This is a genomic window from Pseudomonas putida, from assembly GCF_002741075.1.
GTDB lineage: Bacteria > Pseudomonadota > Gammaproteobacteria > Pseudomonadales > Pseudomonadaceae > Aquipseudomonas > Aquipseudomonas putida_T.
Genome location: NZ_CP016634.1, coordinates 3,887,802 through 3,910,690, shown reverse-complemented (window position 1 = coordinate 3,910,690; position 22,889 = coordinate 3,887,802). Strand labels below are relative to the sequence as shown.

At 62.2% G+C, this 22,889-nt stretch carries 22 protein-coding genes; 17 read left to right on the top strand and 5 right to left on the bottom strand.

All coding sequences use genetic code 11. The annotated features are described in order from the left end of the window. Positions 1–24: 24 nt before the first annotated feature. The 8 genes from IEC33019_RS18345 to IEC33019_RS18310 all read left to right on the top strand — a co-directional run bounded on the left by IEC33019_RS18345 (position 25) and on the right by IEC33019_RS18310 (position 8,084). Entirely contained in the window at positions 25–1,029 is a 1,005-nt protein-coding gene (locus IEC33019_RS18345; protein ID WP_070094408.1) for a response regulator, read from the top strand. Positions 1,030–1,187: 158 nt separating this feature from the next. After that, positions 1,188–2,283, top strand: a protein-coding gene (gene prfB, locus IEC33019_RS18340) for a peptide chain release factor 2 (RefSeq protein WP_099593827.1) whose coding sequence is annotated in 2 segments (ribosomal slippage) — positions 1,188–1,259 and positions 1,261–2,283 — 1,095 coding nt in all. Because the reading frame shifts where the segments join, the coding sequence is not laid out codon by codon here. Positions 2,284–2,376: 93 nt separating this feature from the next. Continuing rightward, entirely contained in the window at positions 2,377–3,879 is a 1,503-nt protein-coding gene (lysS, locus tag IEC33019_RS18335; protein ID WP_070094406.1) for a lysine--tRNA ligase, read from the top strand. Positions 3,880–4,160: 281 nt separating this feature from the next. Continuing rightward, positions 4,161–4,865 carry a TetR/AcrR family transcriptional regulator gene (locus IEC33019_RS18330; protein WP_070094405.1) on the top strand — a complete coding sequence of 235 codons (705 nt, stop codon included), beginning with the start codon at positions 4,161–4,163 and terminating at the stop codon, positions 4,863–4,865. Between the two features lie 46 nt (positions 4,866–4,911). Next, entirely contained in the window at positions 4,912–5,460 is a 549-nt protein-coding gene (locus IEC33019_RS18325) for a hypothetical protein (RefSeq protein ID WP_070094404.1), read from the top strand. A gap of 128 nt (positions 5,461–5,588) precedes the next feature. Then, a complete protein-coding gene (locus IEC33019_RS18320) occupies positions 5,589–6,866 on the top strand; it encodes a flavohemoglobin expression-modulating QEGLA motif protein (protein WP_043213767.1) in 1,278 nt (425 codons plus the stop codon). Continuing rightward, complete coding sequence (locus tag IEC33019_RS18315) at positions 6,838–7,761, top strand: alpha/beta hydrolase (protein ID WP_070094403.1); 924 nt, start codon at positions 6,838–6,840, stop codon at positions 7,759–7,761. The genes IEC33019_RS18320 and IEC33019_RS18315 overlap by 29 nt, the downstream gene beginning before the upstream one ends. Next, a complete protein-coding gene (locus tag IEC33019_RS18310) occupies positions 7,758–8,084 on the top strand; it encodes a hypothetical protein (RefSeq protein ID WP_070094402.1) in 327 nt (108 codons plus the stop codon). Before IEC33019_RS18315 ends, IEC33019_RS18310 begins: the two co-directional genes overlap by 4 nt. Before the next feature lie 84 nt (positions 8,085–8,168). Here the strand turns inward: IEC33019_RS18310 and IEC33019_RS18305 are convergent, their stop codons facing one another. Then, on the bottom strand, positions 8,169–8,960 hold the full coding sequence (locus IEC33019_RS18305) for an OmpA family protein (RefSeq protein ID WP_070094401.1): 792 nt from the start codon (positions 8,958–8,960) through the stop codon (positions 8,169–8,171). A gap of 50 nt (positions 8,961–9,010) precedes the next feature. After that, complete coding sequence (locus IEC33019_RS18300) at positions 9,011–9,424, bottom strand: DUF4398 domain-containing protein (protein WP_070094400.1); 414 nt, start codon at positions 9,422–9,424, stop codon at positions 9,011–9,013. A 254-nt stretch (positions 9,425–9,678) separates the two neighbouring features. Here IEC33019_RS18300 and IEC33019_RS18295 point away from each other — a divergent pair, with 254 nt between their 5' ends. After that, entirely contained in the window at positions 9,679–11,367 is a 1,689-nt protein-coding gene (locus IEC33019_RS18295) for a DUF262 domain-containing protein (RefSeq protein ID WP_170831816.1), read from the top strand. Positions 11,368–11,438: 71 nt separating this feature from the next. Here IEC33019_RS18295 and IEC33019_RS18290 read toward each other — a convergent pair whose 3' ends face one another. After that, the gene (locus IEC33019_RS18290) at positions 11,439–11,765 is read right to left on the bottom strand and encodes a hypothetical protein (protein ID WP_070094398.1); all 327 of its coding nucleotides are present in this window, start codon (positions 11,763–11,765) and stop codon (positions 11,439–11,441) included. Between the two features lie 164 nt (positions 11,766–11,929). Between IEC33019_RS18290 and ppc the strand changes: the two genes are divergently transcribed. From ppc to IEC33019_RS18255, 7 genes are all read left to right on the top strand, one after another. After that, the gene (gene ppc / locus IEC33019_RS18285) at positions 11,930–14,557 is read left to right on the top strand and encodes a phosphoenolpyruvate carboxylase (protein WP_070094397.1); all 2,628 of its coding nucleotides are present in this window, start codon (positions 11,930–11,932) and stop codon (positions 14,555–14,557) included. A gap of 257 nt (positions 14,558–14,814) precedes the next feature. After that, the gene (gene adk, locus IEC33019_RS18280) at positions 14,815–15,465 is read left to right on the top strand and encodes an adenylate kinase (RefSeq protein WP_070094396.1); all 651 of its coding nucleotides are present in this window, start codon (positions 14,815–14,817) and stop codon (positions 15,463–15,465) included. An 88-nt stretch (positions 15,466–15,553) separates the two neighbouring features. Next, positions 15,554–16,228: a tRNA (adenosine(37)-N6)-threonylcarbamoyltransferase complex dimerization subunit type 1 TsaB gene (gene tsaB / locus IEC33019_RS18275; protein WP_070094395.1), complete on the top strand. Its 675-nt coding sequence runs from the start codon at positions 15,554–15,556 to the stop codon at positions 16,226–16,228. A 129-nt stretch (positions 16,229–16,357) separates the two neighbouring features. Continuing rightward, on the top strand, positions 16,358–16,645 hold the full coding sequence (locus tag IEC33019_RS18270; RefSeq protein ID WP_070094394.1) for a hypothetical protein: 288 nt from the start codon (positions 16,358–16,360) through the stop codon (positions 16,643–16,645). Positions 16,646–16,648: 3 nt separating this feature from the next. Beyond that, positions 16,649–17,518, top strand: coding sequence for a DUF72 domain-containing protein (locus IEC33019_RS18265; RefSeq protein WP_070094393.1), 870 nt, complete (start codon positions 16,649–16,651; stop codon positions 17,516–17,518). Between the two features lie 32 nt (positions 17,519–17,550). Further along, positions 17,551–18,381 carry an isocitrate lyase/PEP mutase family protein gene (locus IEC33019_RS18260; protein ID WP_070094392.1) on the top strand — a complete coding sequence of 277 codons (831 nt, stop codon included), beginning with the start codon at positions 17,551–17,553 and terminating at the stop codon, positions 18,379–18,381. 6 nt (positions 18,382–18,387) lie between these two features. Further along, positions 18,388–19,077: an extensin-like domain-containing protein gene (locus tag IEC33019_RS18255; protein WP_070094391.1), complete on the top strand. Its 690-nt coding sequence runs from the start codon at positions 18,388–18,390 to the stop codon at positions 19,075–19,077. A gap of 2 nt (positions 19,078–19,079) precedes the next feature. Here the strand turns inward: IEC33019_RS18255 and IEC33019_RS18250 are convergent, their stop codons facing one another. After that, positions 19,080–19,703 (bottom strand): energy transducer TonB, encoded by a 624-nt coding sequence (locus tag IEC33019_RS18250; RefSeq protein ID WP_070094390.1) that lies wholly within the window; start codon positions 19,701–19,703, stop codon positions 19,080–19,082. Between the two features lie 115 nt (positions 19,704–19,818). Here IEC33019_RS18250 and IEC33019_RS18245 point away from each other — a divergent pair, with 115 nt between their 5' ends. Continuing rightward, positions 19,819–20,580: a class I SAM-dependent methyltransferase gene (locus IEC33019_RS18245; RefSeq protein WP_372340681.1), complete on the top strand. Its 762-nt coding sequence runs from the start codon at positions 19,819–19,821 to the stop codon at positions 20,578–20,580. Positions 20,581–21,349: 769 nt separating this feature from the next. Here IEC33019_RS18245 and IEC33019_RS18240 read toward each other — a convergent pair. Beyond that, a protein-coding gene (locus IEC33019_RS18240) for an IS3 family transposase (RefSeq protein ID WP_372340685.1) occupies positions 21,350–22,878 on the bottom strand; the annotation gives its coding sequence in 2 pieces (ribosomal slippage) (positions 21,350–22,422 and positions 22,422–22,878; 1,530 coding nt in all). Positions 22,879–22,889: the final 11 nt, after the last annotated feature.

Here is a 22,889-nt window from a genome sequence, read left to right as displayed (position 1 = left end):
CCGGCAGTGACCTGGTGAATAGGCATGAATGATCTACCGATCGAAGGTTTCACGACCATCAATGAAAGTGCGGCGATGGTCCTGCTGGTCGACGATCAGGCAATGATCGGCGAGGCGGTGCGCCGTGGGCTTGCCCACGAGGAGAACATCGATTTCCATTTCTGCGCCGATCCCCACCAGGCGGTGGCCCAGGCCATGCGGATCAAGCCTACGGTAATCCTCCAGGACCTGATCATGCCGGGGCTGGACGGACTGACGTTGGTGCGCGAATACCGCAACAACCCGGCCACGCAGGATATTCCGATCATCGTCCTGTCGACCAAGGAGGACCCGCTGGTCAAGAGTGCGGCGTTCGCTGCCGGGGCCAACGACTACCTGGTCAAGTTGCCGGACACCATCGAGCTGGTGGCGCGGATCCGCTATCACTCTCGCTCCTACCTGACCCTGCTGCAACGCGACGAAGCGTATCGCGCGCTGCGGGTCAGTCAGCAGCAGTTGCTGGACACCAACCTGATGCTGCAGCGGTTGATGAACTCCGACGGGCTCACCGGCCTGTCCAACCGCCGCCATTTCGACGAGTACCTGGAGCTTGAATGGCGACGTGCGATGCGTGAGCAGCAGCAGTTGTCGCTGCTGATGATCGATGTCGACTACTTCAAAGCCTACAACGACAGCTTCGGCCATCTGGCGGGCGATGAGGCCTTGCGCCAGGTCGCCGAGGCCATCCGCGGTTCGTGCTCGCGCCCGACCGACCTGCCGGCTCGCTATGGCGGCGAGGAGTTCTCCCTGGTGCTGCCCAACACCTCGCCCGGCGGTGCGCGGCTGATCGCCGAGAAGCTGCGCCAGACCGTTCTGGCCCTGAACATCCCCCACACCGCGCCCGAGGCGGATGCGCGCCTGACGGTGAGCATCGGTCTGGCGACCCTCACGCCGAGCGTCGGCAGCCACAGCCGACAGCTGATCTCGGCGGCGGACAAAGGGCTGTACCTGGCCAAGAACAATGGCCGCAACCAGGTAGGCGTTGCCTGACGCTCTGCGGGGCTGCCGCGCAGCCCATCGCAGGCTGTCGCCGGCTCCCACACGTTCAGCGGCGGACCTTGTGGTTACCGCCCGGCGGGTCTGCCGTCAGGGCGAGGACTGCGTTATACTCGCGGGCTTTTCACCGAATTCGCACGAGTAGCCCGCCCATGGAAATCCAACCGATCCTGAACACCATCAAGGACCTCTCCGAACGCTCCCAGTCCATTCGGGGGTATCTTTGACTACGATCAAAAAGCTGACCGCCTGATCGAAGTCAACCGCGAACTGGAAGACCCTGCCGTCTGGAACAAGCCCGAGTACGCTCAGGGCCTGGGCCGCGAGCGCGCCATGCTGGCGCAGGTCGTCGAAACCCTGGACAAGCTGTCCAACGGTCTCTCCGACTGCAAGGACCTGCTCGACATGGCCGTCGAGGAGAACGATGAAAGCGCCGTCAACGACGTTGTGACCGAGCTGGAAGGCCTGGAAGAAAACCTGGCCCAGCTTGAGTTCCGTCGCATGTTCAGCGGCGAGATGGACATGAACAACGCCTACCTGGACATCCAGGCCGGCTCCGGTGGCACCGAGGCGCAGGACTGGGCCAACATCCTGCTGCGTATGTACCTGCGCTGGGCCGACAAGCGCGGCTTCGATGCCACCATCATCGAGCTCTCCGAAGGTGAAGTCGCCGGCATCAAGGGCGCCACCGTGCACATCAAAGGCGAGTACGCGTTCGGCTGGCTGCGTACCGAGATCGGCGTGCACCGCCTGGTGCGCAAGAGCCCGTTCGACTCCGGCGCCCGTCGCCACACCTCGTTCTCGGCGGTGTTCGTCTCGCCCGAGATCGACGACAAGGTCGAAATCGAGATCAACCCGGCCGATCTTCGCATCGACACCTACCGCTCCTCCGGTGCCGGTGGCCAGCACGTGAACACCACCGACTCGGCGGTCCGTATCACCCACGTGCCGACCAACACCGTGGTGGCCTGCCAGAACGAACGCTCCCAGCACGCCAACAAGGACACCGCCATGAAAATGCTGCGGGCCAAGTTGTACGAGCTGGAGATGCAGAAGCGCAACGCCGCCTCCCAAGCCCTGGAAGACAGCAAGTCCGACATCGGCTGGGGTCACCAGATCCGCTCCTACGTGCTCGATGACTCGCGCATCAAGGACCTGCGTACCGGCGTCGAGCGCAGCGACTGCCAGAAGGTCCTGGACGGCGACCTCGACCAGTACCTGGAAGCGAGCCTCAAGCAGGGGCTGTAAACCGCACACCACCGCCGCGATACGAGGCCATTGGCCCGTATCGCGTGCCCTGCCCGACAGGGGCACCGAACACCTGATGGAAACAATGACGACATGAGCGACCTCAAGACCGAATCGCAAGACCTGCAACAGGAAGAAAACGCCCTGATCGCGCTGCGCAAGGAAAAACTTGCCGCCGAGCGTGCCAAGGGCAACGCCTTCCCCAACGACTTCCGTCGCGACAGCTACTGCAACGACCTGCAGAAACAGTACGCGGACAAGACCAAGGAAGAGCTGGAAGCAGCCGCGATCCCGGTCAAGGTAGCCGGTCGCATCATGCTCAACCGTGGCTCGTTCATGGTCATTCAGGACATGACCGGTCGCATCCAGGTCTACGTCAACCGCAAGACCCTGCCCGAAGAGACCCTGGCCGCAGTCAAGACCTGGGACCTGGGCGACATCATCAGCGCCGAAGGCACCCTGGCCCGCTCGGGCAAGGGCGACCTGTACGTCGAGATGACCAACGTGCGCCTGCTGACCAAGTCGCTGCGCCCGCTGCCGGACAAGCATCACGGCCTGACCGACACCGAGCAGCGTTACCGCCAGCGCTACGTCGACCTGATGGTCAACGAGGAAACCCGTCACACCTTCCGCGTTCGCTCCCAGGTCATCTCGCACATCCGCAAGTTCCTGATCGAGCGCGACTTCCTCGAAGTCGAGACGCCGATGCTGCAGACCATCCCAGGTGGCGCCGCAGCCAAGCCGTTCGAAACCCACCACAACGCGCTGGACATGGCCATGTTCCTGCGTATCGCGCCGGAGCTGTACCTCAAGCGTCTGGTTGTGGGTGGCTTCGAGAAAGTGTTCGAGATCAACCGCAACTTCCGTAACGAAGGCGTCTCGACCCGGCACAACCCCGAGTTCACCATGCTCGAGTTCTACCAGGCCTACGCCGATTATCGCGACAACATGGACCTCACCGAGGAGCTGTTCCGCGAGCTGGCGCAGCTGGTGCTGGGCACCACCGATGTGCCGTACGGCGACAAGGTGTTCCACTTCGGCGAGCCGTTCGCCCGCCTGTCGGTGTTCGAGTCGATCCTCAAGTACAACCCCGAGCTCACCGCTGCCGACCTGCAGGACGTCGATCGCGCCCGCGAGATCGCCAAGAAGGCCGGCGCCAAGGTCCTCGGCCATGAAGGCCTGGGCAAGCTGCAGGTGATGATTTTCGAAGAGCTGGTGGAGCACAAGCTGGAGCAGCCGCACTTCATCACCGAATACCCGTTCGAAGTGTCGCCGCTGGCCCGTCGCAACGACGACAACCCGGCCGTTACCGACCGCTTCGAGCTGTTCATCGGTGGCCGCGAGATCGCCAACGCCTACTCCGAGCTCAATGATGCCGAAGACCAGGCCGAGCGCTTCCTGGCCCAGGTGGCCGAGAAGGACGCCGGTGACGACGAGGCCATGCACTACGACGCCGACTTCGTCCGGGCCCTGGAATACGGCATGCCGCCCACCGCCGGTGAAGGCATCGGCATCGATCGCCTGGTGATGCTGCTGACCAATTCGCCGTCGATCCGTGATGTGATCCTGTTCCCGCACATGCGTCCACAGGCCTGAAAAAACGCCTGTCAGGGCTGCTGCGCAGCCCTTTCGCGGTACGAGGCCGCTCCTGCAGGTCATGCAATGTCCCTGTAGGCGCGGCCTTGTGCTGCGAGAGGACCGCATAGCGGTCCCCTGCAAATCCAAGAGCAGCACCGCATCATGTCATCCGCCTCTCAGGCGGTTTTTTCTTGCCTGTCATTCATTCGTGACTGGTCGGTCATAATTTACGAGCCTTTACTGGAAAAGAGGGTTTTCCCTCACCGAGATTCAATGAGGTACTCATCGTGACTCCCGCAATGGCCCAACAAGGTGCAGCCGGCGTGGCAAGCGCCGTCGCTGAAAGCGTGCAATACCAAGGGCGCAAGACAGCCCGCCAGGGCAGTGAACAGCGCCGCCAGCAGATCCTCGACGCGGCCATGCGCATCATCGTGCGCGACGGTGTGCGTGGCGTACGCCATCGAGCGGTGGCTGCCGAGGCCGGCGTTCCGCTGTCGGCGACCACCTATTACTTCAAGGACATCGAAGACCTGCTGACCGACACCTTCGCCCAGTACGTCGAGCGCAGCGCCGCCTACATGGCCAAGCTCTGGGCAAGTTCCGAAGTGGTGCTGCGCCAGTTGCTCGCCCAAGGCGATGGCAGCGCCGAAGCTCGGGCGCGGCTGGCGGACGACGTGGCACGGATGATGGCCGACTATGTCAGCCGCCAGTTGCACACCCGGCGTGATTTCATCATGGCCGAGCAAGCCTTCCGCCAGGAGGCGTTGCTGTGCCCGCGCCTGGCCGAGCTGGTGAGCGCCCACGAGCAGATTCTCTTGCACGGCGCACGGCAGATGCTGCAGGTGGTGGGGTCGCGCCAGCCTGAGCAGGACGGCCAGATGTTGACGGCCATAATCGAGCAGATGGAATATCAGGGCCTGCTCAAGGATGCGAATGCGCAAGCCGATGGGCAGATGCTCGCTATCCTTACCCGATACCTGCACCTGGTGCTGGCATCGGCCTAGGCCACGACCGGCCCAAGGGGCGACCGACCTTTTCAAGGAGAACCTGATGAAAGCCTGGCGTCTGGTGTTGTTGACTCTGTCATTCCTGCTGCTTGGTGGTTGTCTGGTGACCTTCCATGAGCCTCTGCCCAGCAATCAGGCCGCGCCCAAGGCGCTGCTTGGTAAATGGAGCAGCAAGGACGCCTGGGGCGAGCCGCTCAAGCTCAGCATCAGCCGCGTGGGCGGGGACGCTTACAAGGCGGTGGCCACAGCCAAAGGCGAGGCCCCTGAAGAATATGTCTTCACGGTTTCCCGGCATGGCAACCGGTGGTATCTGTCGGCGGGTGTGCCCAAGCGCCTGGGCGGCAATTTCCTGATCGGTGGCTTCGAGGTCGTCGATGGCAAGGAGTTGGTGGTCTACAACCTTGATGTCGAGCAGGTGCAGCAGGCGGTCAAGAAGAAGGAGCTGACCGGTCGCAACATCGAAGTACCAGAGGACAATGGCGAAGGTGTGTTGATCGACAGCCCGTCCGCGCGGGTGCTGGCGTACCTGGATGATCCGGCCAACTCCGATCTGTTCGTCGAAGTGGCGCGCTTCCAGCGTAGTGGCAAATAGCGCACTATCGCTGGCCTGGCTGGCCTCTTCGCAGGTGAGGCGTCGTCCCTGAGATAGCGCTGCACCTGTGAGTACGAGTTTACCCGCGAAGGGGCTGACCACGATCTTGATTCAGTAAGGAGTCCGGGGTGGACGAGTACCAGCAGACCATACGCGCGCTCTCCGACCGCATCGTCGCGGCGCAGACGCCTATCCGCGTGCTCGATGCGGTGAAGTGGGACGACAACATCCGCAATGGCTTTCTCAAGGCCAAGGGCAAGGAGCCTCCGGCTGTGGACCGTGCCTATTACCAGGGGCGGCCGCTGTCGTTCGATTCCAACTCGGTGAAGGCCGAGTTCCAGAGCATCGAGCGTGACATCACCCGTCAGCTGGGCCAGTTCAACCCGGTCGGGCAGATCATGCGGCGCATGTGCAAGGAGTACCGCATGGTGGTGCGCATGCTCGAAGCCCGTGGCACCGAGGACTTCGGCCTGATCTCCCAGGAGCTGTATGGCGCGGCGTCCGACGCCTTCCATGCCGGCGACCCGACCCTGGCCGACCTTGGCCTGATGCTGTCCGATTACCTGAACAACATCGACGGTCGGGGCGACCTGAAGGACGAGCCGAAGAACCTCACCGCCAAGGAAGCCGTGGCGATCCTCCAGCGGCGCTTGAACAAGGTGTTCGGCGAGGCTGAGGAGACCATCCGCGTGTTCGAGTCCGACGGTATCGTCGCTGACGCCGCGGCCGGTGCCGACTACATCAAGGTGCGGGCCGATGCGATGTTCAACAGCCGTGACGTGCGCGCGCTGGAGGTCCATGAAGGGCTGGTGCATGTGGGCACCACGCTCAATGGCCTCAACCAGCCGATCTGCACGTTCCTGGCCAAGGGGCCGCCCTCGTCGACTGTGACCCAGGAGGGGCTGGCCATCCTCATGGAGGTGATCGCGTTCGCCTCCTACCCCAGCCGCCTGCGCAAGCTCACCAACCGCACCCGGGCCATCCACATGGTGGAGGAGGGCGCGGACTTTTTGCAGGTGTACGAGTTCTTCCGCGGGCAGGGCTTCGAAATGGCCCAGAGCTACAGCAATGCCAGCCGGGTGTTCCGGGGATCGGTGCCCAACGGCCTGCCATTTACCAAGGACTTGTCCTATCTCAAGGGTTTCATCATGGTTTACAACTACATTCAGTTGGCCGTGAAGAAAGGCAAGCTTGAGCAGATCCCGCTGTTGTTCTGCGGCAAGACCACCTTGGAAGACATGCGCACCTTGCGCCAGTTGGTCGAGGAGGGCTTGGTGGAGCCGCCCAAGTACCTGCCGGAACAGTTTCGCGACCTCAACGCCTTGTCCGCCTGGATGTGTTTCTCCAACTTCCTCAACCACCTGAGCCTGGATCGTATTGAAGCCGACTACGCGAACATTCTTTGACGCCTGTCGCCAGCTGATCCTGGGCTTGCTCGTGCTGGGCGTGTCCGGGTGCAGCAGCCTCTTGTTTTTCCCCGAGCCTGGCCAGCCGTTCACCCCGGAGAAGGCAAAGCTGGCGTTTAGTGACGTGACCCTCACTGCCGCCGACGGGACACGGCTTCATGGCTGGTGGATGCCTGCCAAGCCTGGCGTTCAGGTCAAGGGCACGGTACTGCACCTGCATGGCAATGGCGGCAACCTGGCCTGGCACCTGGGCGGCAGCTACTGGCTGCCGGAGCAGGGCTATCAGGTGCTGATGATCGACTATCGCGGCTACGGCCTGTCCCAGGGCAAGGCGAGCCTGCCGGCGGTCTACCAGGACATCCAGGCGGCCATGGATTGGCTGGACAAGGCCCCGCAGGTCAAGGGCAAGCCCTTGGTGCTGCTGGGCCAGAGCCTCGGCGGAGCCATGGCCATTCACTACCTGGCCGCCCATCCTGAACAGCGCCAGCGCTTCAGTGCCCTGGTCTTCGATGGGGTGCCCGCCAGCTATAGGGAGGTGGGGCGCTTTGCCCTGAGCACCTCATGGCTGACCTGGCCATTGCAGGTTCCGTTGTCCTGGCTGGTGCCAGACGGCGACAGCGCGATCCGCTCGATCGAGCGCCTGGACACCCCGCCCAAGCTGTTTTTCCACAGCATCGACGACGATCTGGTGCCCATGGACAGCGGCATTCGCTTATACCAACACGCCCCGCCACCGCGGGTGCTGCAATTGACCCGGGGGGCGCATGTGCAGACCTTCGCCGACCCGACCTGGCGCCAGGTGATGCTGCGCTTTCTCGACGACCCCAGCCATTTCAATGGCCTTCGGCGCCTGGCCGAAGTGCCCAACTACCCTGATGAGAAGAACGAGCAATGAGTGAAGAACGCAACGCCATCCCGATGATCCTGACCGCCGTCGGCACCATCATCGTGACGGTCGGGACCCTGTGGTACTACGGCTACGTGCATTTCGCCAAGCCCGAGGACGCCCTGTTGCTGCAGGACTACACCATGCTCAAGACCATCCCGGGCGAGGACTACAAGGTTTCCCTCGACCCCGCGCCCCAAGTGGCGCAGTGCGTCGATGGCGTGCTGGTGCTGTTCGATACCCAGCAGAAGGGCTTGACCGGTGTGCTGGTGGACAACCGCAAGCGCGCCATCCGTTGTATGGGGCAGGAGACTCCGCAACAGGTGCAGTGACCTGTGTGCGGTACCGCCTGCATTGGCAGGAAAAAGAAAAGCCCCGCGACGATCGCGGGGCTTTCTTATTTCATTGCGCCAGCCTTACTGCTGGATCTGGCTTACCGAACGTGGCTGCACCGGCTGGTTGTCATTGGAGATGGTCACCTCCACCCGGCGGTTCTGGGCGCGGCCTGTGTTGGTGCTGTTGTCGGCGACCGGGTACTCCTTGCCGTAGCCCTGGGCGACGATGCGTGCCGGATCGACGCCTGCGCGTACCAGCGCCATGCGCACACTGTTGGCGCGGCGCTCCGACAGGCCCTGGTTGTAACTCGCCGAACCGACGCTGTCGGTGTAGCCCTCGACGATCACCTTGCGTTCAGGGTTCTCCTGGAGGAACTGGGCCAGTTTGGTGATGTTGGGGTACGCGCTGCTCTTGAGCTCGGCCTTGTTGAAGTCGAACAGCACGTCGCCGAAGGTCACCAGGGTGCCTCGGTCGGTCTGCTTGGCGTTGAGGCTCTCCTGCAGCTTGCGGATCTGTGCGTCACGGGCGTCCAGTCGGGCCTGGGCACGCTGCGCGGAGGCGTTCTTCAACTCGTTCTCGGCCGAGCGCAGAGCGATGGTCTGCTTGGCCAGTTCCACGCGTTGGTTGGTCAGGTAGGCCAACTGGTCGACCGTCTTGTCGTCCTCGCGCTCCATGAACGCCTTGTCGGCTTTGTTCAGCCAGTCCTGGGCGTCCTTGGTCTCGAGGGCGGCCAGTTTGCTGGCCTGCGGATCGCTCTGCAGGCTGGAGAAGTTGGTGCGGGCCGACTCGAGGTTGGGGTTCGGGTCGTGGGAGCAGGCGGTCAGGCCTACGCTCAGGGCCAGCAGGGTGGGAATGAGGAGGTAATTGCGCATAGTGTTCATCCTTTGATCATTGACGAAGGCTCAAGGGGGCATGGCAGCGCTCATTCGGCGCTGCGCAGGCCTTCCTCGCGCAGGTCCTGGACACCCTCGTGGCTGTCCTGCAGGGCCTTCTGCGCCTTGGCGGCCTGAGCCTTGCGCTCGGCCACACGGGCGTCCCACTCGGCCTGTTCGGCCAAGCGCTTGGCTTCGTCGTACTGCTTGTCATGCATGGCAATCTCGGCCTGCTTGAACTTGTCCTGGGCAGCCTTCATTTCCACGGCCGCGAACTCGGTGCCACCTGCGCTGACCGCGGAATTGACCGCGGACTGGGTGACGGCATATTGCTCGGAGGGCGGTTTTCCTGCACAACCGGCCAGCACCAGGCTACCGCCCAGCGCCAGCGCGACGAGCTTGAGCCCGCGCCGCGGCGTGGCGGAGGGGTGGGATGTGCGGGTCTTCATGATGGTCAGCTCCATGGGATCACTCCTGTTTACGACGGTATCCATAGCAGTCCATCGCTTTTTCCCTGTCATCTGCGCGCATTTCAGCCGAACTGTGCACAACAGCCTGTGTGCAGGGTTTTAGCGTGATGGCTACAGGCTGTGACTTGGGCGTTTTTCCGATAGTTCAGAAAAAATGTCGAGGCAGGCTTGCTGTACAGGCCCGTAGGGACTGGATAGCCTAGGTGATCACTGGTGGCTAAATGATGTTGCGGATATGGGAAGCGGGTATGCAAACAGGTAAATCGACGGTAAGGGATATCTTCGATGGTCTGCGGATCTTCAATGTGCCCACCTACCAACGGGCGTACTCGTGGACGCGTGAGGACAACCTGGAGGACTTTCTGGGTGATCTACGTAGCCAGCATCCCGACAGGCCCTATTTCCTGGGGTCTTTTCTTTTCCATTTGCAAGAAAGTAAGCGCGAATTCGCACGGGTAGACATCGTAGATGGCCAGCAGAGACTAACGACACTTGTGATCTTCATGCATGTGCTGCTACGTCGGCTTGCAGAGCTTGGATCGATACAGGTCTCGGAACGCACACGACGGATCTACGTGCGTGATGGCGACATCTTCAAACTGGAGTCGGCCAACGAAGGCAATACATTCCTGCACGGTACCGTCCTGGGCGAGCGGCTCTGCTCGGTACAGGACATCACGCTGGTCACCCATTCGCAGCGCTTGTTGCTCGATGCTCGCTGCTACTTCGAAGAGCAGTTGGCCGACTGCGGACTCGCTCAACTTGAGCGAATCTATAGCACCGTCGTGAATGCAGACGTCCTGCTCTATGTGGTGGACAAAATCAGCACGGCGACGCAGATATTCGAGCTGTTGAACGACCGGGGACGACGCCTGACGGACCTTGAGTCGATCAAGAGCTTTCTGATGTACAACGCCGGTATCGTTTACGACCATCCCGAACAAGTGATCGGCGCGATCCAGGAGGATTTTGCGCAGATCTACCGCTTGATCGAATCCCACCGCATCAATGACCGGGACGTGCTGCGATATCACGTACTGGCCTTCGAGCCATATCCGAGCGAGTTCGCGGAAAAACCCAAGGCCTACATCAAGGACAAGATCCTGCGCTTGGTAAGTGATCCCGCCGAGCGCGAGGTCGCCCGAGCGCAGATTCGAGACTTCCCCGCCCGCCTGAGGCAGAGTTTCGAGTTGTTTGTCCAGATCCGGGACCGTCGACATGTCGACCAGGATTTGGCCCAGACCTACATGATTGGCCGGGTGGCACCGTTCTATCCGACGTTGATGAGGGTGCTGAGCGAGCGACGGGAGGCCTTTCCCCGTGTGGTCCGGGCCATCAATGCCTTTGCTTTCCGTTCCGCACTGGCGCGCCTGCGCAGCAATGGCGAGAGTTACCAATACACCTGCCTGCGTAACGGCGAGGATGTGATCGCGAAGATCGAAACCTTCGTTTCAGAGAACTGGTGGAATGTGAATGGACGCGCCCAGGAGGCCCTGAACTACGAAAATTATTACGACTGGCTGGACAAGAATATCGTCCGCTACCTGTTGTTCTCCTATGAAAATCATCTACGCCAGGCCAAGGGCTTCCCGGTGCTGTCCAGTCGTGTCTATGCCTCCAAGGACACCCGCGAGAAACTCAGCATCGAGCATGTCACGGCCCGAGAGGTCCAGAACGTCAGTTTCGATGACGACTTCAGGGAGCGCTACCTGAACAGTGTCGGCAATCTGGTCATCGACCATGCTGCATCCAACTCCAGCAAGGGGAGAAAAGACGGAAGCGAGAAGGCAATCGACTACCAGCAGGCGCCTTTGATGTCCCAGAACGAATTGAATGAGTTGGCGTGCGACTGGGATGATCTCGAAGCGATCAAGGACTTCATCCGTGCGCGTGAAGACAAGCTCAAGACCTTCATAACTGCCCGTTTCGGGCTTTGACCGTCAGGCAGCAAGACGGGGCGGGCGGGGCGATGAGCGTACAGACTCAGCGCCCCTGCAACTGCGGGCTGTCATGAACAACCCGTCAGGTTCTTCGACAAGGCCTGCTCGGCCTGGACATAGGCCGGTGTCTTGCCGATATCGGCGTAGATCTCCTCGCCTTCCTCGACGCGGATCACTTGCGAGCCTTTGACATAGGGGATGGCCTTTTCCGCTTCCTTTATGGCCGATTGCAGCAAACTCTCCGTGACGAAGGCTTCATCCAGCCCGTAGGCCTGCGCGAATGCCTTGATCTTGACCAGGTCCTGTTTGTGCAAGGTAAGGGTGTACTCGACGCGTTCGCAGCGCTCGCGGGCCTTGGATTCCCAGTTGTCCAACATGTGCCTGAAAGTGTCCATGGAAAACTCCTCGCTCGAAATCCGAAGTCGGCATGACTTCGGATGCCTTGCATTCACTTTAGTTGCTCGGTGCCGAACCGGCTTGCCAGTACGGCCTTGCCATGGGCACTCTTGGGCAATGTTCCTGAGCGGATGCGCGGTGAGCCGCGCCGGAGAGAAGGCCGATGACCGATATCGATGTACGCTTGCGTGAGGATGTCCATCTGTTGGGGGAACTGCTGGGCGAGACCATTCGCCAGCAGCATGGCGAGGCGTTCTTGCAGAAGATCGAGGACATCCGTCACAGTGCCAAGGCCGACCGCCGCGGCGCTGCCGAGCAACTGAGCTCGACCCTGGGCGACCTTGCCGATGACGACCTGCTGCCGGTGGCCCGGGCCTTCAACCAATTTCTCAACCTGGCCAACATCGCCGAGCAATACCAGTTGATCCGCCGCCGCGATGCTGGCCAACCCGAACCGTTCGAAGCGCAGGTGTTGCCGGAGTTGCTGGCCCGCCTGAAGCAGGCCGGCCATTCAAACGACGCCCTGGCCAGGCAGTTGGCCAAGCTGGATATCCAGCTGGTGCTGACCGCCCACCCCACCGAGGTGGCCCGCCGCACGCTGATCCAGAAATACGATGCCATTGCCGCACAACTGGCGGCGCAGGATCACCGCGACCTGACACCCGCCGAGCGCCAACAGGTGCGTGAGCGCCTACGTCGCCTGATCGCCGAGGCCTGGCATACCGAGGAAATCCGTCGCACCCGGCCAACCCCGGTGGATGAGGCCAAGTGGGGCTTCGCGGTGATCGAGCATTCCCTGTGGCAGGCGATTCCCAACCACTTGCGCAAGGTCGATCACGCGTTGTTCGACGCGACCGGCCTGCGCCTGCCGCTGGAGTCCGCGCCGGTCCGTTTCGCCTCCTGGATGGGCGGTGACCGTGATGGCAACCCCAATGTCACTGCGACGGTGACCCGCGAGGTCTTGTTGCTGGCCCGTTGGATGGCGGCAGACCTGTTCCTGCGCGACATCGACTACCTGGCGGCCGAGCTGTCGATGCAGCAGGCCAGCAGTGCGCTGCGCGAGCACATAGGCGACAGTGCCGAACCCTATCGCGCTGTGCTCAAGCAATTGCGGGAACGCCTGCGCGCCACCCGCGCTTGGGCCCACGCTGCGCTCACCAGCGCCCAGACACCCGGGCCCGACGTGTTGGTCAGCAACCGCGAGCTGATCGAGCCGCTTGAGCTGTGCTACCAGTCCCTGCATGAATGCGGCATGGGCGTCATTGCCGATGGCCCGCTGCTCGACACCCTGCGCCGGGCCGTGACCTTCGGCTTGTTCCTGGTGCGCCTGGACGTGCGCCAGGATGCCGCTCGGCATCGCGATGCGCTGACCGAAATCACCGATTACCTGGGCCTGGGACGCTATGCCGACTGGGACGAGGAGCAGCGCATCGCGTTCCTCCAGGCGGAGCTGAAAAACCGCAGGCCATTGTTGCCCGCGCACTTCAAGCCTGATGCGCAGACCGCCGAGGTGCTCGCCACTTGCCGCGAGATCGCCGCCGCTCCAGCGGCCTCGCTGGGGTCCTATGTCATCTCCATGGCCGGGGCCGCATCCGACGTGCTGGCGGTGCAGTTGCTGCTCAAGGAAGCCGGCCTGACTCGGCCCATGCGCGTGGTGCCGTTGTTCGAGACCCTCGCCGATCTGGACAACGCAGGGCCGGTAATGGAGCGCCTGCTTGGACTGCCCGGCTATCGTGCCAGTTTGCATGGGCCCCAGGAGGTGATGATCGGTTATTCCGACTCGGCCAAGGATGCGGGCACCACCGCTGCGGCCTGGGCCCAGTACCGGGCCCAGGAAAACCTCGTGCGCATCTGCCGCGAGCACCAGGTCGAATTGCTGCTGTTCCATGGCCGTGGCGGCACGGTCGGCCGTGGCGGTGGCCCGGCCCATGCGGCGATTCTGTCGCAGCCGCCCGGGTCGGTGGGCGGGCGGTTCCGTACCACCGAACAGGGCGAGATGATCCGCTTCAAGTTCGGTCTGCCGGGTATCGCCGAGCAGAACCTCAACCTGTACCTGGCTGCGGTGCTCGAAGCGACCTTGCTGCCGCCACCACCCCCGCAGCCCGCCTGGCGCGCGTTGATGGACCAGCTTGCCGCCGACGGCGTCAAGGCGTACCGCGCTGTGGTGCGGGAGAACCCCGACTTCGTCGAGTATTTCCGCCAGTCCACGCCGGAGCAGGAACTCGGACGTCTGCCGCTGGGCAGCCGCCCGGCCAAGCGCCGCGCTGGCGGCATCGAGAGTCTACGCGCCATTCCGTGGATTTTCGGTTGGACCCAGACCCGCCTGATGCTGCCAGCCTGGTTGGGTTGGGAGACAGCCCTGAGCAACGCCCTGGCGCGCGGCCAGGGCGAGTTGTTGGGGCAGATGCGTGAACAGTGGCCATTCTTCCGCACCCGCATCGACATGCTGGAAATGGTGCTGGCCAAGGCCGATGCCGAGATCGCCAAGGCCTACGACGAACGTCTGGTGCAACCGCACTTGCTTTCCCTGGGGGCGCATCTGCGCGACCTATTGTCGCAGTCGTGCCAGGTGGTGCTGGGGCTGACCGGTCAATCGGTGCTACTCGCACACAGCCCTGAGACCCTGGAGTTCATCAGCCTGCGTAACACCTACCTGGACCCGTTGCACCGCCTGCAGGCCGAGTTGCTGGCGCGCTCGCGCAGTCGTGAAGCCGCTCTGGACAGCCCATTGGAGCAGGCCCTGCTGGTCACGGTGGCGGGTATCGCTGCGGGCCTTCGCAACACCGGTTGAGGCGTCCGGTGGCTGACCTTGGCCGGGCGGCGCAGGCCCCTTGGCCGAGGTTGCGCAGGCAGGTTGCGCCGAGCGCAACCGCGCCTTGAAACGGGTCCAAGTGGCGATTTCCTGCAACTTTGGGACGCTTGTCTGGTTGCCGGGCGCTGTGTATCTTGAGCAGCCTTTTGACCGATTTTCGGTCTCACCCGATTTTTCGGAGTTGGCCTTCTGCGCCGAATCCGTTGATTTACATAGAAAAATATGAGGAGCACAAGATGCGCGTAATTCTGCTGGGAGCTCCCGGGGCCGGTAAAGGTACTCAGGCAAAGTTCATCACCGAGAAGTTCGGTATTCCACAGATCTCCACCGGTGACATGCTGCGTGCCGCCGTCAAGGCCGGCACCCCGCTGGGCCTGGAACTCAAGAAAGTCATGGACGCCGGCCAGCTGGTTTCCGACGAGCTGATCATCAGCCTGGTCAAGGAGCGCATCGCCCAGCCGGACTGCGCCAAGGGCTGCCTGTTCGACGGCTTCCCGCGCACCATTCCCCAGGCCGAAGCCATGGTCGCCGCAGGTGTCGACATCGACGCTGTGATCGAGATCGCCGTTGATGACGAAGAGATCGTCGGCCGCATGGCCGGTCGCCGTGTGCACCTGGCCTCGGGCCGCACCTACCACATTCAGCACAACCCGCCGAAAGTGGAAGGCAAGGACGACGTCACCGGTGAAGACCTGATCCAGCGTGATGACGACAAGGAAGAAACCGTGCGTCATCGTCTGTCGGTGTACCACAGCCAGACCAAGCCGCTGGTGGACTTCTACCAGAAGCTCTCGGCCACCAACAACGGCAAGCCGAAGTACAGCCACATCGAAGGTGTCGGCTCGGTCGAGGCGATCACCGCCAAGGTGCTGGCAGCCCTGAGCTGATCCACCTCCGTGCGTCACGACGGCCCGCTTGCGGGCCGTTGTCGTTTATACTGCCGCTCTTTTCCCCGCTGCCTGGATACCCTGTTCGATGACCACCCTGCTGGCCCTGGATACCGCTACCGAAGCCTGTTCCGTCGCTCTGCTGCATGACGGCAAGGTGACCAGCCATTACGAGGTGATCCCGCGCATGCACGCGCAAAAGCTGCTGCCGATGATCAAGCAGTTGCTGGCCGAGTCGGGCGTTGCGCTCAGCGACGTGGAGGCCATTGCGTTCGGTCGTGGCCCAGGGGCGTTCACCGGGGTACGGATCGCTATCGGTGTGGTCCAGGGCCTGGCCTTTGCCCTCGAGCGCCCGGTGCTGCCGGTCTCCAACCTGGCCGCACTGGCCCAGGGCGCGTTGCGCGAACGCGGCGTGCAGCATGTCGCCGCCGCCATCGATGCCCGCATGGACGAGGTGTACTGGGGCTGCTACGAGGCGCACGAAGGTGAGATGCGTCTGGTCGGACGTGAGGCAGTGCTGCCGCCGGAGCGCGTACAACTGCCAGATGCCAGTACCGAGGAGTGGTTCGGCGCCGGCACCGGATGGGGTTATGGCGAGCGTCTGGCGGTGCCGGTGAACGCAAGCGACGCCAGCCTGCTGCCCAATGCCCTGGATATCCTCGAATTGGCCCGTTTCGCCTGGGCACGCGGGGGGGCGATTCCCGCTGAGCAGGCGCAACCTGTGTATCTGCGCGATAATGTAGCGACACCCAAGGCGCGCTGAAACCTCTCGTCGGCCGAGGTGGCGACGCTGCAACCTTTTGTGCGAACTGTGGTCCAGTTATCAATTGGGCATTAGCAAGGGATCTCTGATGCTGCTAAATTGCCATCATTGATCCTGAGTACTTTGTCCATGCGTATCGACGGTTTCTCTTCGCAGTCCTATCCGATCAAGCGCACCACGCGCAAGGCACCGGTGCGCGACGAGAACATCGACGATGCCGAACTGGTCGAAGACGTCGAAGTCCCCCAGGAGGTTCGCACCAACCGCCGTTCCGGTGGTCTGCCGGCCCGCCAGCAGGATCTGATCTTCCCCCGTGCCCGTGATCGGCGCACCGCAACCGCCCTGGCCAGCTACCTGGCCACCGCTGGCTTCACCGACTGGGAGATGGAAGTGCTAGGGCTGGACCTGTACATTTGATGGATGAATCCATCGCCCCTGCCTTATTTTCTCGGTTGTCCGTCCTGGAGCGAAAACGCCTGGCGCGACTACCTTTATCCCGCTGACGCCCGTCCTGCTGAATTCCTTGGCCTTTACAGTCAGGTATTCAATGCCGTCGAAGGCAACACCACCTTCTATGCCCGTCCCGCGCCTGCCACAGTGGAGCGCTGGGCGCAGGTCATGCCCGTGCATTTTCGCTTCACTGCCAAATTTCCGGGTGATGTGAGCCATGAGGGTGACCTGCGTGAGCACCTGGAGTCCGCGCTTGCGTTCACTCGCCTGATGGCGCCGTTAGGCGAGCGTGTTTCGCCTTACTGGTTGCAGCTATCGGCCCAGTTCGGCCCTTCGCGGGTCGGTGAGTTGTGTCAGTTTCTCGATCAGATCGGCGTGCCGGTGGCGGTCGAGGTGCGCAACGAGGCGTTTTTCGCCCGTGGAGAAGAGGAGCGCCTGCTCAATCGACTGTTGCGGGAGCGGGGGGTCGAACGCATCTGCCTGGACCCCCGGGCGCTGTTCAGTTGCACCTCGCGCGAGCCGGGCGTATTGCATGCCCAGTCCAAGAAACCGCGGGTTCCGCCACGCCCGGCTGCTTTCAGCCAGCACCCTCAGGTACGGTTCATCGGGCATCCGCTGCTGGAGGCCAACGAGACCTTTCTTACGCCCTGGGTGGAAAAGGTCGGCGACTGGATCGAAGAAGGGCGCAGCCCTTATGTCTTTTTGCATACCGCTGACAACCTTCAGGCCGCAGCCCTGGCCCAGCGTTTTCATGAGCGTCTGATGGCGCGTTTGCCGGGTCTTGCTCCCTTGCGGGAATTGCCGCGTGCGCCCGAGGTCGAACAACTGGGTCTACTCTGACGACTCCTGACCAGCTGCCGGAGGTTGTGATCATGGATGTGCAAACCCTGCGAGCCGAAGCCTTCAAGGCCTTGCATGAGCGTGAGGGCGCTTTCGTCATTCCCAATCCCTGGGACGCAGGTTCCGCCCGACTGCTGGCAAGCCTGGGATTCGAGGCCCTGGCCACCACCAGCGCAGGTTTCGCGTTCAGCTTGGGGCGGCCGGATGCCGAAGGAGCCTTGAGCCTGGAGGAAACCCTGGGCAATGCCCAGTCGATCGTCGACGCCACGCCATTGCCCGTGGCCGCGGACCTTGAGAACGGCTTCGGAGATCTGCCGCAGGCGTGCGCCGAGACGATCCGGCGGGCGGCCGAGGCAGGGCTGGTGGGTGGTTCGATCGAAGACGCCAGCGGCCGCCCCGATGCCCCCATCTATGACTTCGGCCTGTCCGTGGAGCGCGTGCGCGCTGCGGTGCAGGCAGCCCGTGCATTGCCCTTTCCCTTCACCCTCTGTGCCCGCGCGGAAAACCTGTTGCATGGCCGTCTGGATCTGGATGACACCATCCGCCGCCTTCAGGCCTATGCCGAGGCCGGGGCGGATGTGCTGTATGCCCCCGGCCTTCGCAATGTCGATGAAATCCGCGCGGTGGTGCAGGCGGTCGCGCCCAAGCCTGTCAATGTACTGATGGGCCTGGCGGGTGTCCCGCTGAGTGTTAATCAGTTGCAGGATCTGGGCGTGAAACGCATCAGCGTAGGGTCCTCGCTCGCGCGTGCCGCCTTGGGCGCGTTTCAGCGGGCGGCACTGGAGATCCGCGATCAAGGTACGTTCGACTACAGCGCGCAGGCCATGCCGTTCGCCGCGCTCAACGACTTGTTCCGTCGCTGAGCCGCCATGCGTGTTGCCGTCCTTTCCAGTGCCTGCCTGCTGCTGATGGCGGGTTTGGCCTGGTACCTGGGCTGGCGCTCACCTGCCGCGTGGAACCCTTGGGCGGTGCTGGACGTGCGCCAGCCACCCAACCTGTTGACGCCATACAAGCTCGCGCGTCTAAGAAAAAACCCTGGTTTGTGTCAGGAGGCCTTGCAGACGTCGGCCTTGCGCTATCGCCCACAGGCAGACAGCGCCCCCACCGCTAACTGCCCGCTGCGCAACGTATGGCGTATCGAAGCGGGCGAGGCGCGTCTGAGCAGCAGCTTCCTGGCGTCCTGCCCATTGGCGGTGGCCTATGCGCTATTCGAAAACCATGGCCTGCAGCCTGCGGCGCAGCGTTTTTTCGGCCAGCCCGTGGCCCAGGTCGAGCATTTGGGCAGCTTTGCCTGCCGCAATGTCTATCACCGCAAGCAGGGGCGGCTCAGCCAGCATGCCAGCGCCAACGCATTGGACATCACGGGTTTTCGTCTCAAGGATGGGCGACACATCGTGTTGGCGCAGGATTGGCAGGGCAGTGGGCAGAAAGCGGCGTTTCTACGGGAGGTCCATGAAGCGGCCTGCGATAGCTTCAGTACGGTGCTGGGGCCGGACTACAACGCGGCGCACCACAACCACTTTCATCTGGATATGGGGTTCTGGCAGGTCTGTCGCTGAACTCAGGCGTACGTGCGCACGTTGTTCAGCACCACCGGGCGCGCCCAGTGCAGGTCGAACTCCAGGTCGTTCTGCTGCTTGGCCAGGGTGGGTTCGTCGTAGGGTTCGGGGGCCTTGTCCAGGAGGTCCGTTTCGAACTCTGCGATGGGCAGGAACAACGCCCGTGGCGAGGGAGCCGGGCCAGGTTCGGGCTGCGGATGGCCCTGGTTCATGACCACTGGACGCAACCAGCTGTTGCTCAAGTCGAGCTGGCGCTGTTGTTCGATCAGTTCGGCGGTGCTGAAGGGCTCGGGTGCGTTTTCCAGCAGCTCTGTCTCGAACTCCGCCTTGGGCAGGAACAGCGGCTCGGGCGGTTTGATCTCGCTGTCATGGACATCGCAGCTACGCTGGACGTGGATCTGCGCCAAGGTGCGCACGCCCCCAAGCGGCTCACCGCTGTCCTTGTCGATCTGCTGGGCAATGGCCTGGCTGACCGGGTCCGACTCTGTCCCTTGCTGTTCGGCCAACGCGCGGGCGAAGAAATCCTGCCACAGGTGGCTGACGCCCCCGAGTGCCTGGGTGTTCTGTCGACCGTAGTTGCCGACAGGCGACAGGTAGGTCAAGCCGATGGGAAGGGTTTCTGACATGGCAGTCGCGCGCGTTGTGCTCTGGCAGAATAGCGGATACTGCGTGTATCGGCGGTGGCCGGGATTTCATTAATTTTTTCGAGTGCGGGAACCGATGGTGGAGTTAGAGCAGGGCATGGGTATCAGAGTCGAGGCGTTGTCGGCTGAGTTCCAGGCCCAGGCAGAGGCGTGGGCCGAGCGCCTGGGTATGCCGCTTGTGGATGATGAGGCGGGGTTCGCCGTGCAGGTCGGGCCAGATGGGTTGCAGATCCAGCAGTTGGGGCCGCAGGCGCCGGGCCCCGTACGGGTCGACTTCGTCGAAGGACAGGCGGCGCATCGACGACTCTATGGTGGGGGTAACGGGCAGATGATCGCCAAGGCTGTCGGCATCGCCCAAGGCGTACGCCCCCAGGTGCTCGATGCCACTGCAGGGTTGGGCAAGGATGCGTTCGTGCTGGCCAGCCTGGGTTGCCAGATGACCCTGATCGAGCGCCAGCCGTTGATTGCTGCCTTGCTCGAAGATGGACTGGCGCGGGCGCGCGGGGATGAAGAAGTAGGCGCGATCGTCGAACGCATGCGTCTGCTGACCGGCAATGCCATCGAGCGCATGCGGGGGTGGGAAGGAGAGCCACCGCAGGTGATCTACCTGGATCCGATGTTCCCGCATCGTGACAAGAGCGCGCTGGTGAAGAAGGAAATGCGGGTGTTCCGGCCCTTGGTCGGCGATGACCTGGATGCGCCGGCGTTGCTGGAGGCAGCGTTGGCGTTGGCTTCACACCGCGTGGTGGTCAAGCGACCGCGCAAAGCGCCCATTATCGATGGGCCCAAGCCGAGCCACAGTCTGGAGGGGAAATCGAGTCGGTATGACATTTATCCCAAGAAGGCGCTCAAGGTTTGATTAGGTTTGGGGCTGGGTTGTGGTTTTGAGGTTTGTGGGCTTATCCGTTTGATTTGTCGACGCTGATTCACCTTTCCGCCCTTACGGCGGGTCACTTTGGTCTTGGCCAAAGTAACCAAAGCCGCTGCGCCCCCCGCATACGGCCCGGCGCTTCGCACCGGGTTCCCTCGCTGCGGTGCCTTACGGGGCCTCGCGGCTTCCGGCTGGCTGCGCCAGCCTCCATCTCGCGACTTCGGCTACCGCCGAAGGGCGCTACGCGCCTGCCCCTCCAGACACCTCCGCTCGGCCTGCTGATGGGGCGCAAGTTACGGGCGGCGCCTGGGCTTGCATTGTTTTATTCAGTAGTTTTTTTGGTGACCTTTTTGGCCCATTCGCGGGTAAATCGGAGCGCCGAACCGCCGCTCCCACAGGCTCACCGCTGTCCTTGAAAACGGCGCTGTACCTGCGGGTTTACCCGCGAATAGGCCGGAACTGCCGACAAACAATTAGCTTGTTTGCCGTTGCCGTTGATACGAGATGGTTCAGACACCACCAATCGCGACCTCAGGAGGCCGAGTGGAGGTGTCTGGAGGGGCAGGCGCGCAGCGCCCTTCGGCGGTAGCCGAAGTCGCGAGATGGAGGCTGGCCCAGCCAGCCGGAGGCCGCGAGGCCCCGTAAGGCACCGCAGCGAGGGAACCCGGAGCGAAGCGCCGGGCCGGATGTGGGAGCCAGCGGTTTTTGCCTACTTTTGCCCAAGACGGTGCGCGTCAAGGTAGTTGTCGTGCCTGGTTTAACCGGTGCGCTTTTGCTCTGGATCTCGCTCGCGATTCAAGTACACATGGTTAGGCAATTTCCAGTTACGGACATCTCGGGCCCATCGTCCTGGATTCTGACGCCGCGCTGCTTCGTATAACTGTTCACGCTGCCTCAGCGAAGCGCCATCTTGACCATGATGTCGCTGCGAGGGGGTGACATATTTGAGCGCGCTATGGCGATGTTCATTGTTGTACCAGGCAGCAAACCGCATTACCCACATACGAGCTTCATCGAGCGATCCAAAAGGCACGCTGGGCCACCGTGAGCAGTACTTAGCTGTTCGAAATAGAGCCTCGGCATAGGCGTTGTCGTTGCTGACCCGCGGGCGGCTGAAAGATGGCAGAACACCAAGGTCACGTAGCGCAGCGAGCATTGTCGCGCCCTTCATCGCACTGCCATTGTCTGAATGAAGCACTAATGTATCCGGGCGAATCCCTTCACGTAGGCAGGCGCGCTCCAGCAGGATACTGGCATGTTCAGCACTTTCTGCCTCGTGTACTTCATTCATGACCAGCTTGCGGCTGTAGATATCTTTGACCATATACCAATAGAAAAAACGTCCTTTGATAGTACTCGGTAACCAAGTGATGTCCCAACACCAAACCTGATTGGGCCCACTCGCCCTATGGGTCGTGAGTGGTCTGGCCTTTGGTCTTCGACTACGCCCACGCCTGTGTGCTTGGCCCGCTGACTTGAGCACTCGATAAAATGTCGATTCCGAGGCTAGGTAGAGGCCTTCATCTGCCAACTTCGGCACGATTTCATGCGGTGTGAGGTCGGCGCAATCAGGGCGATTGGCTGCATCCAAAAGGGCCAAGCGCTCACGTTCGCTGAGCTTGTTGGCTGGCTCAGGGCGGGCTGCGCCAGGCCGCCCATCTTCAGGTTGATGGCGCCATCGTTGCACCGTGCGCTCAGTGAGTCCCAACTCTTCACAGGCAGCACTTTGACGAGCGCCTGCTCTTACAGCGGCGTCAATCAACTGAAGGGCAGTTGTGCGATCTGCAGCACTGGTCATTCGTCCTCGTCCTTGCCCCAGATCGCATCGGCCTTTTTTCGCAGTACCAACAACGCCGCCGTTTCTGCCAAAGCCGCTTCTTTACGCCGTAACTCACGCTCCAGTTGCTCGATACGCTTGACCGACGCGATATCTTTGACGGGTTCTTGCTGGGTTGGAGTATTCGCCTGCTCACAAGCTGTACGCCACAGCACCAGATCCGACGGCAGAATTCCTGCACTTCGGCAGTATTCTGAAATCTCTGCTTCGCTCATTGCAGCCGTCTGAAGCACAGCTCTGAACTTGTCAGCGCTGCTCCAGCGCCCATTGCGTTTACCTGTTCCTGCCATTTGCACTCCCTGGGTCTTGGCTTCATTACGCCAAGCCCGAAGTGTGACAGTAGTAATGCCTGTTTGCTTAGCCAACTCTGTGACCGGACGGCTGAAAGGCGCCGACATTTGCTGCAACGCCCAGGCTTTCTCCTCAGCGGTATAACGGCGTTGTTTCATGAGACAGTCCT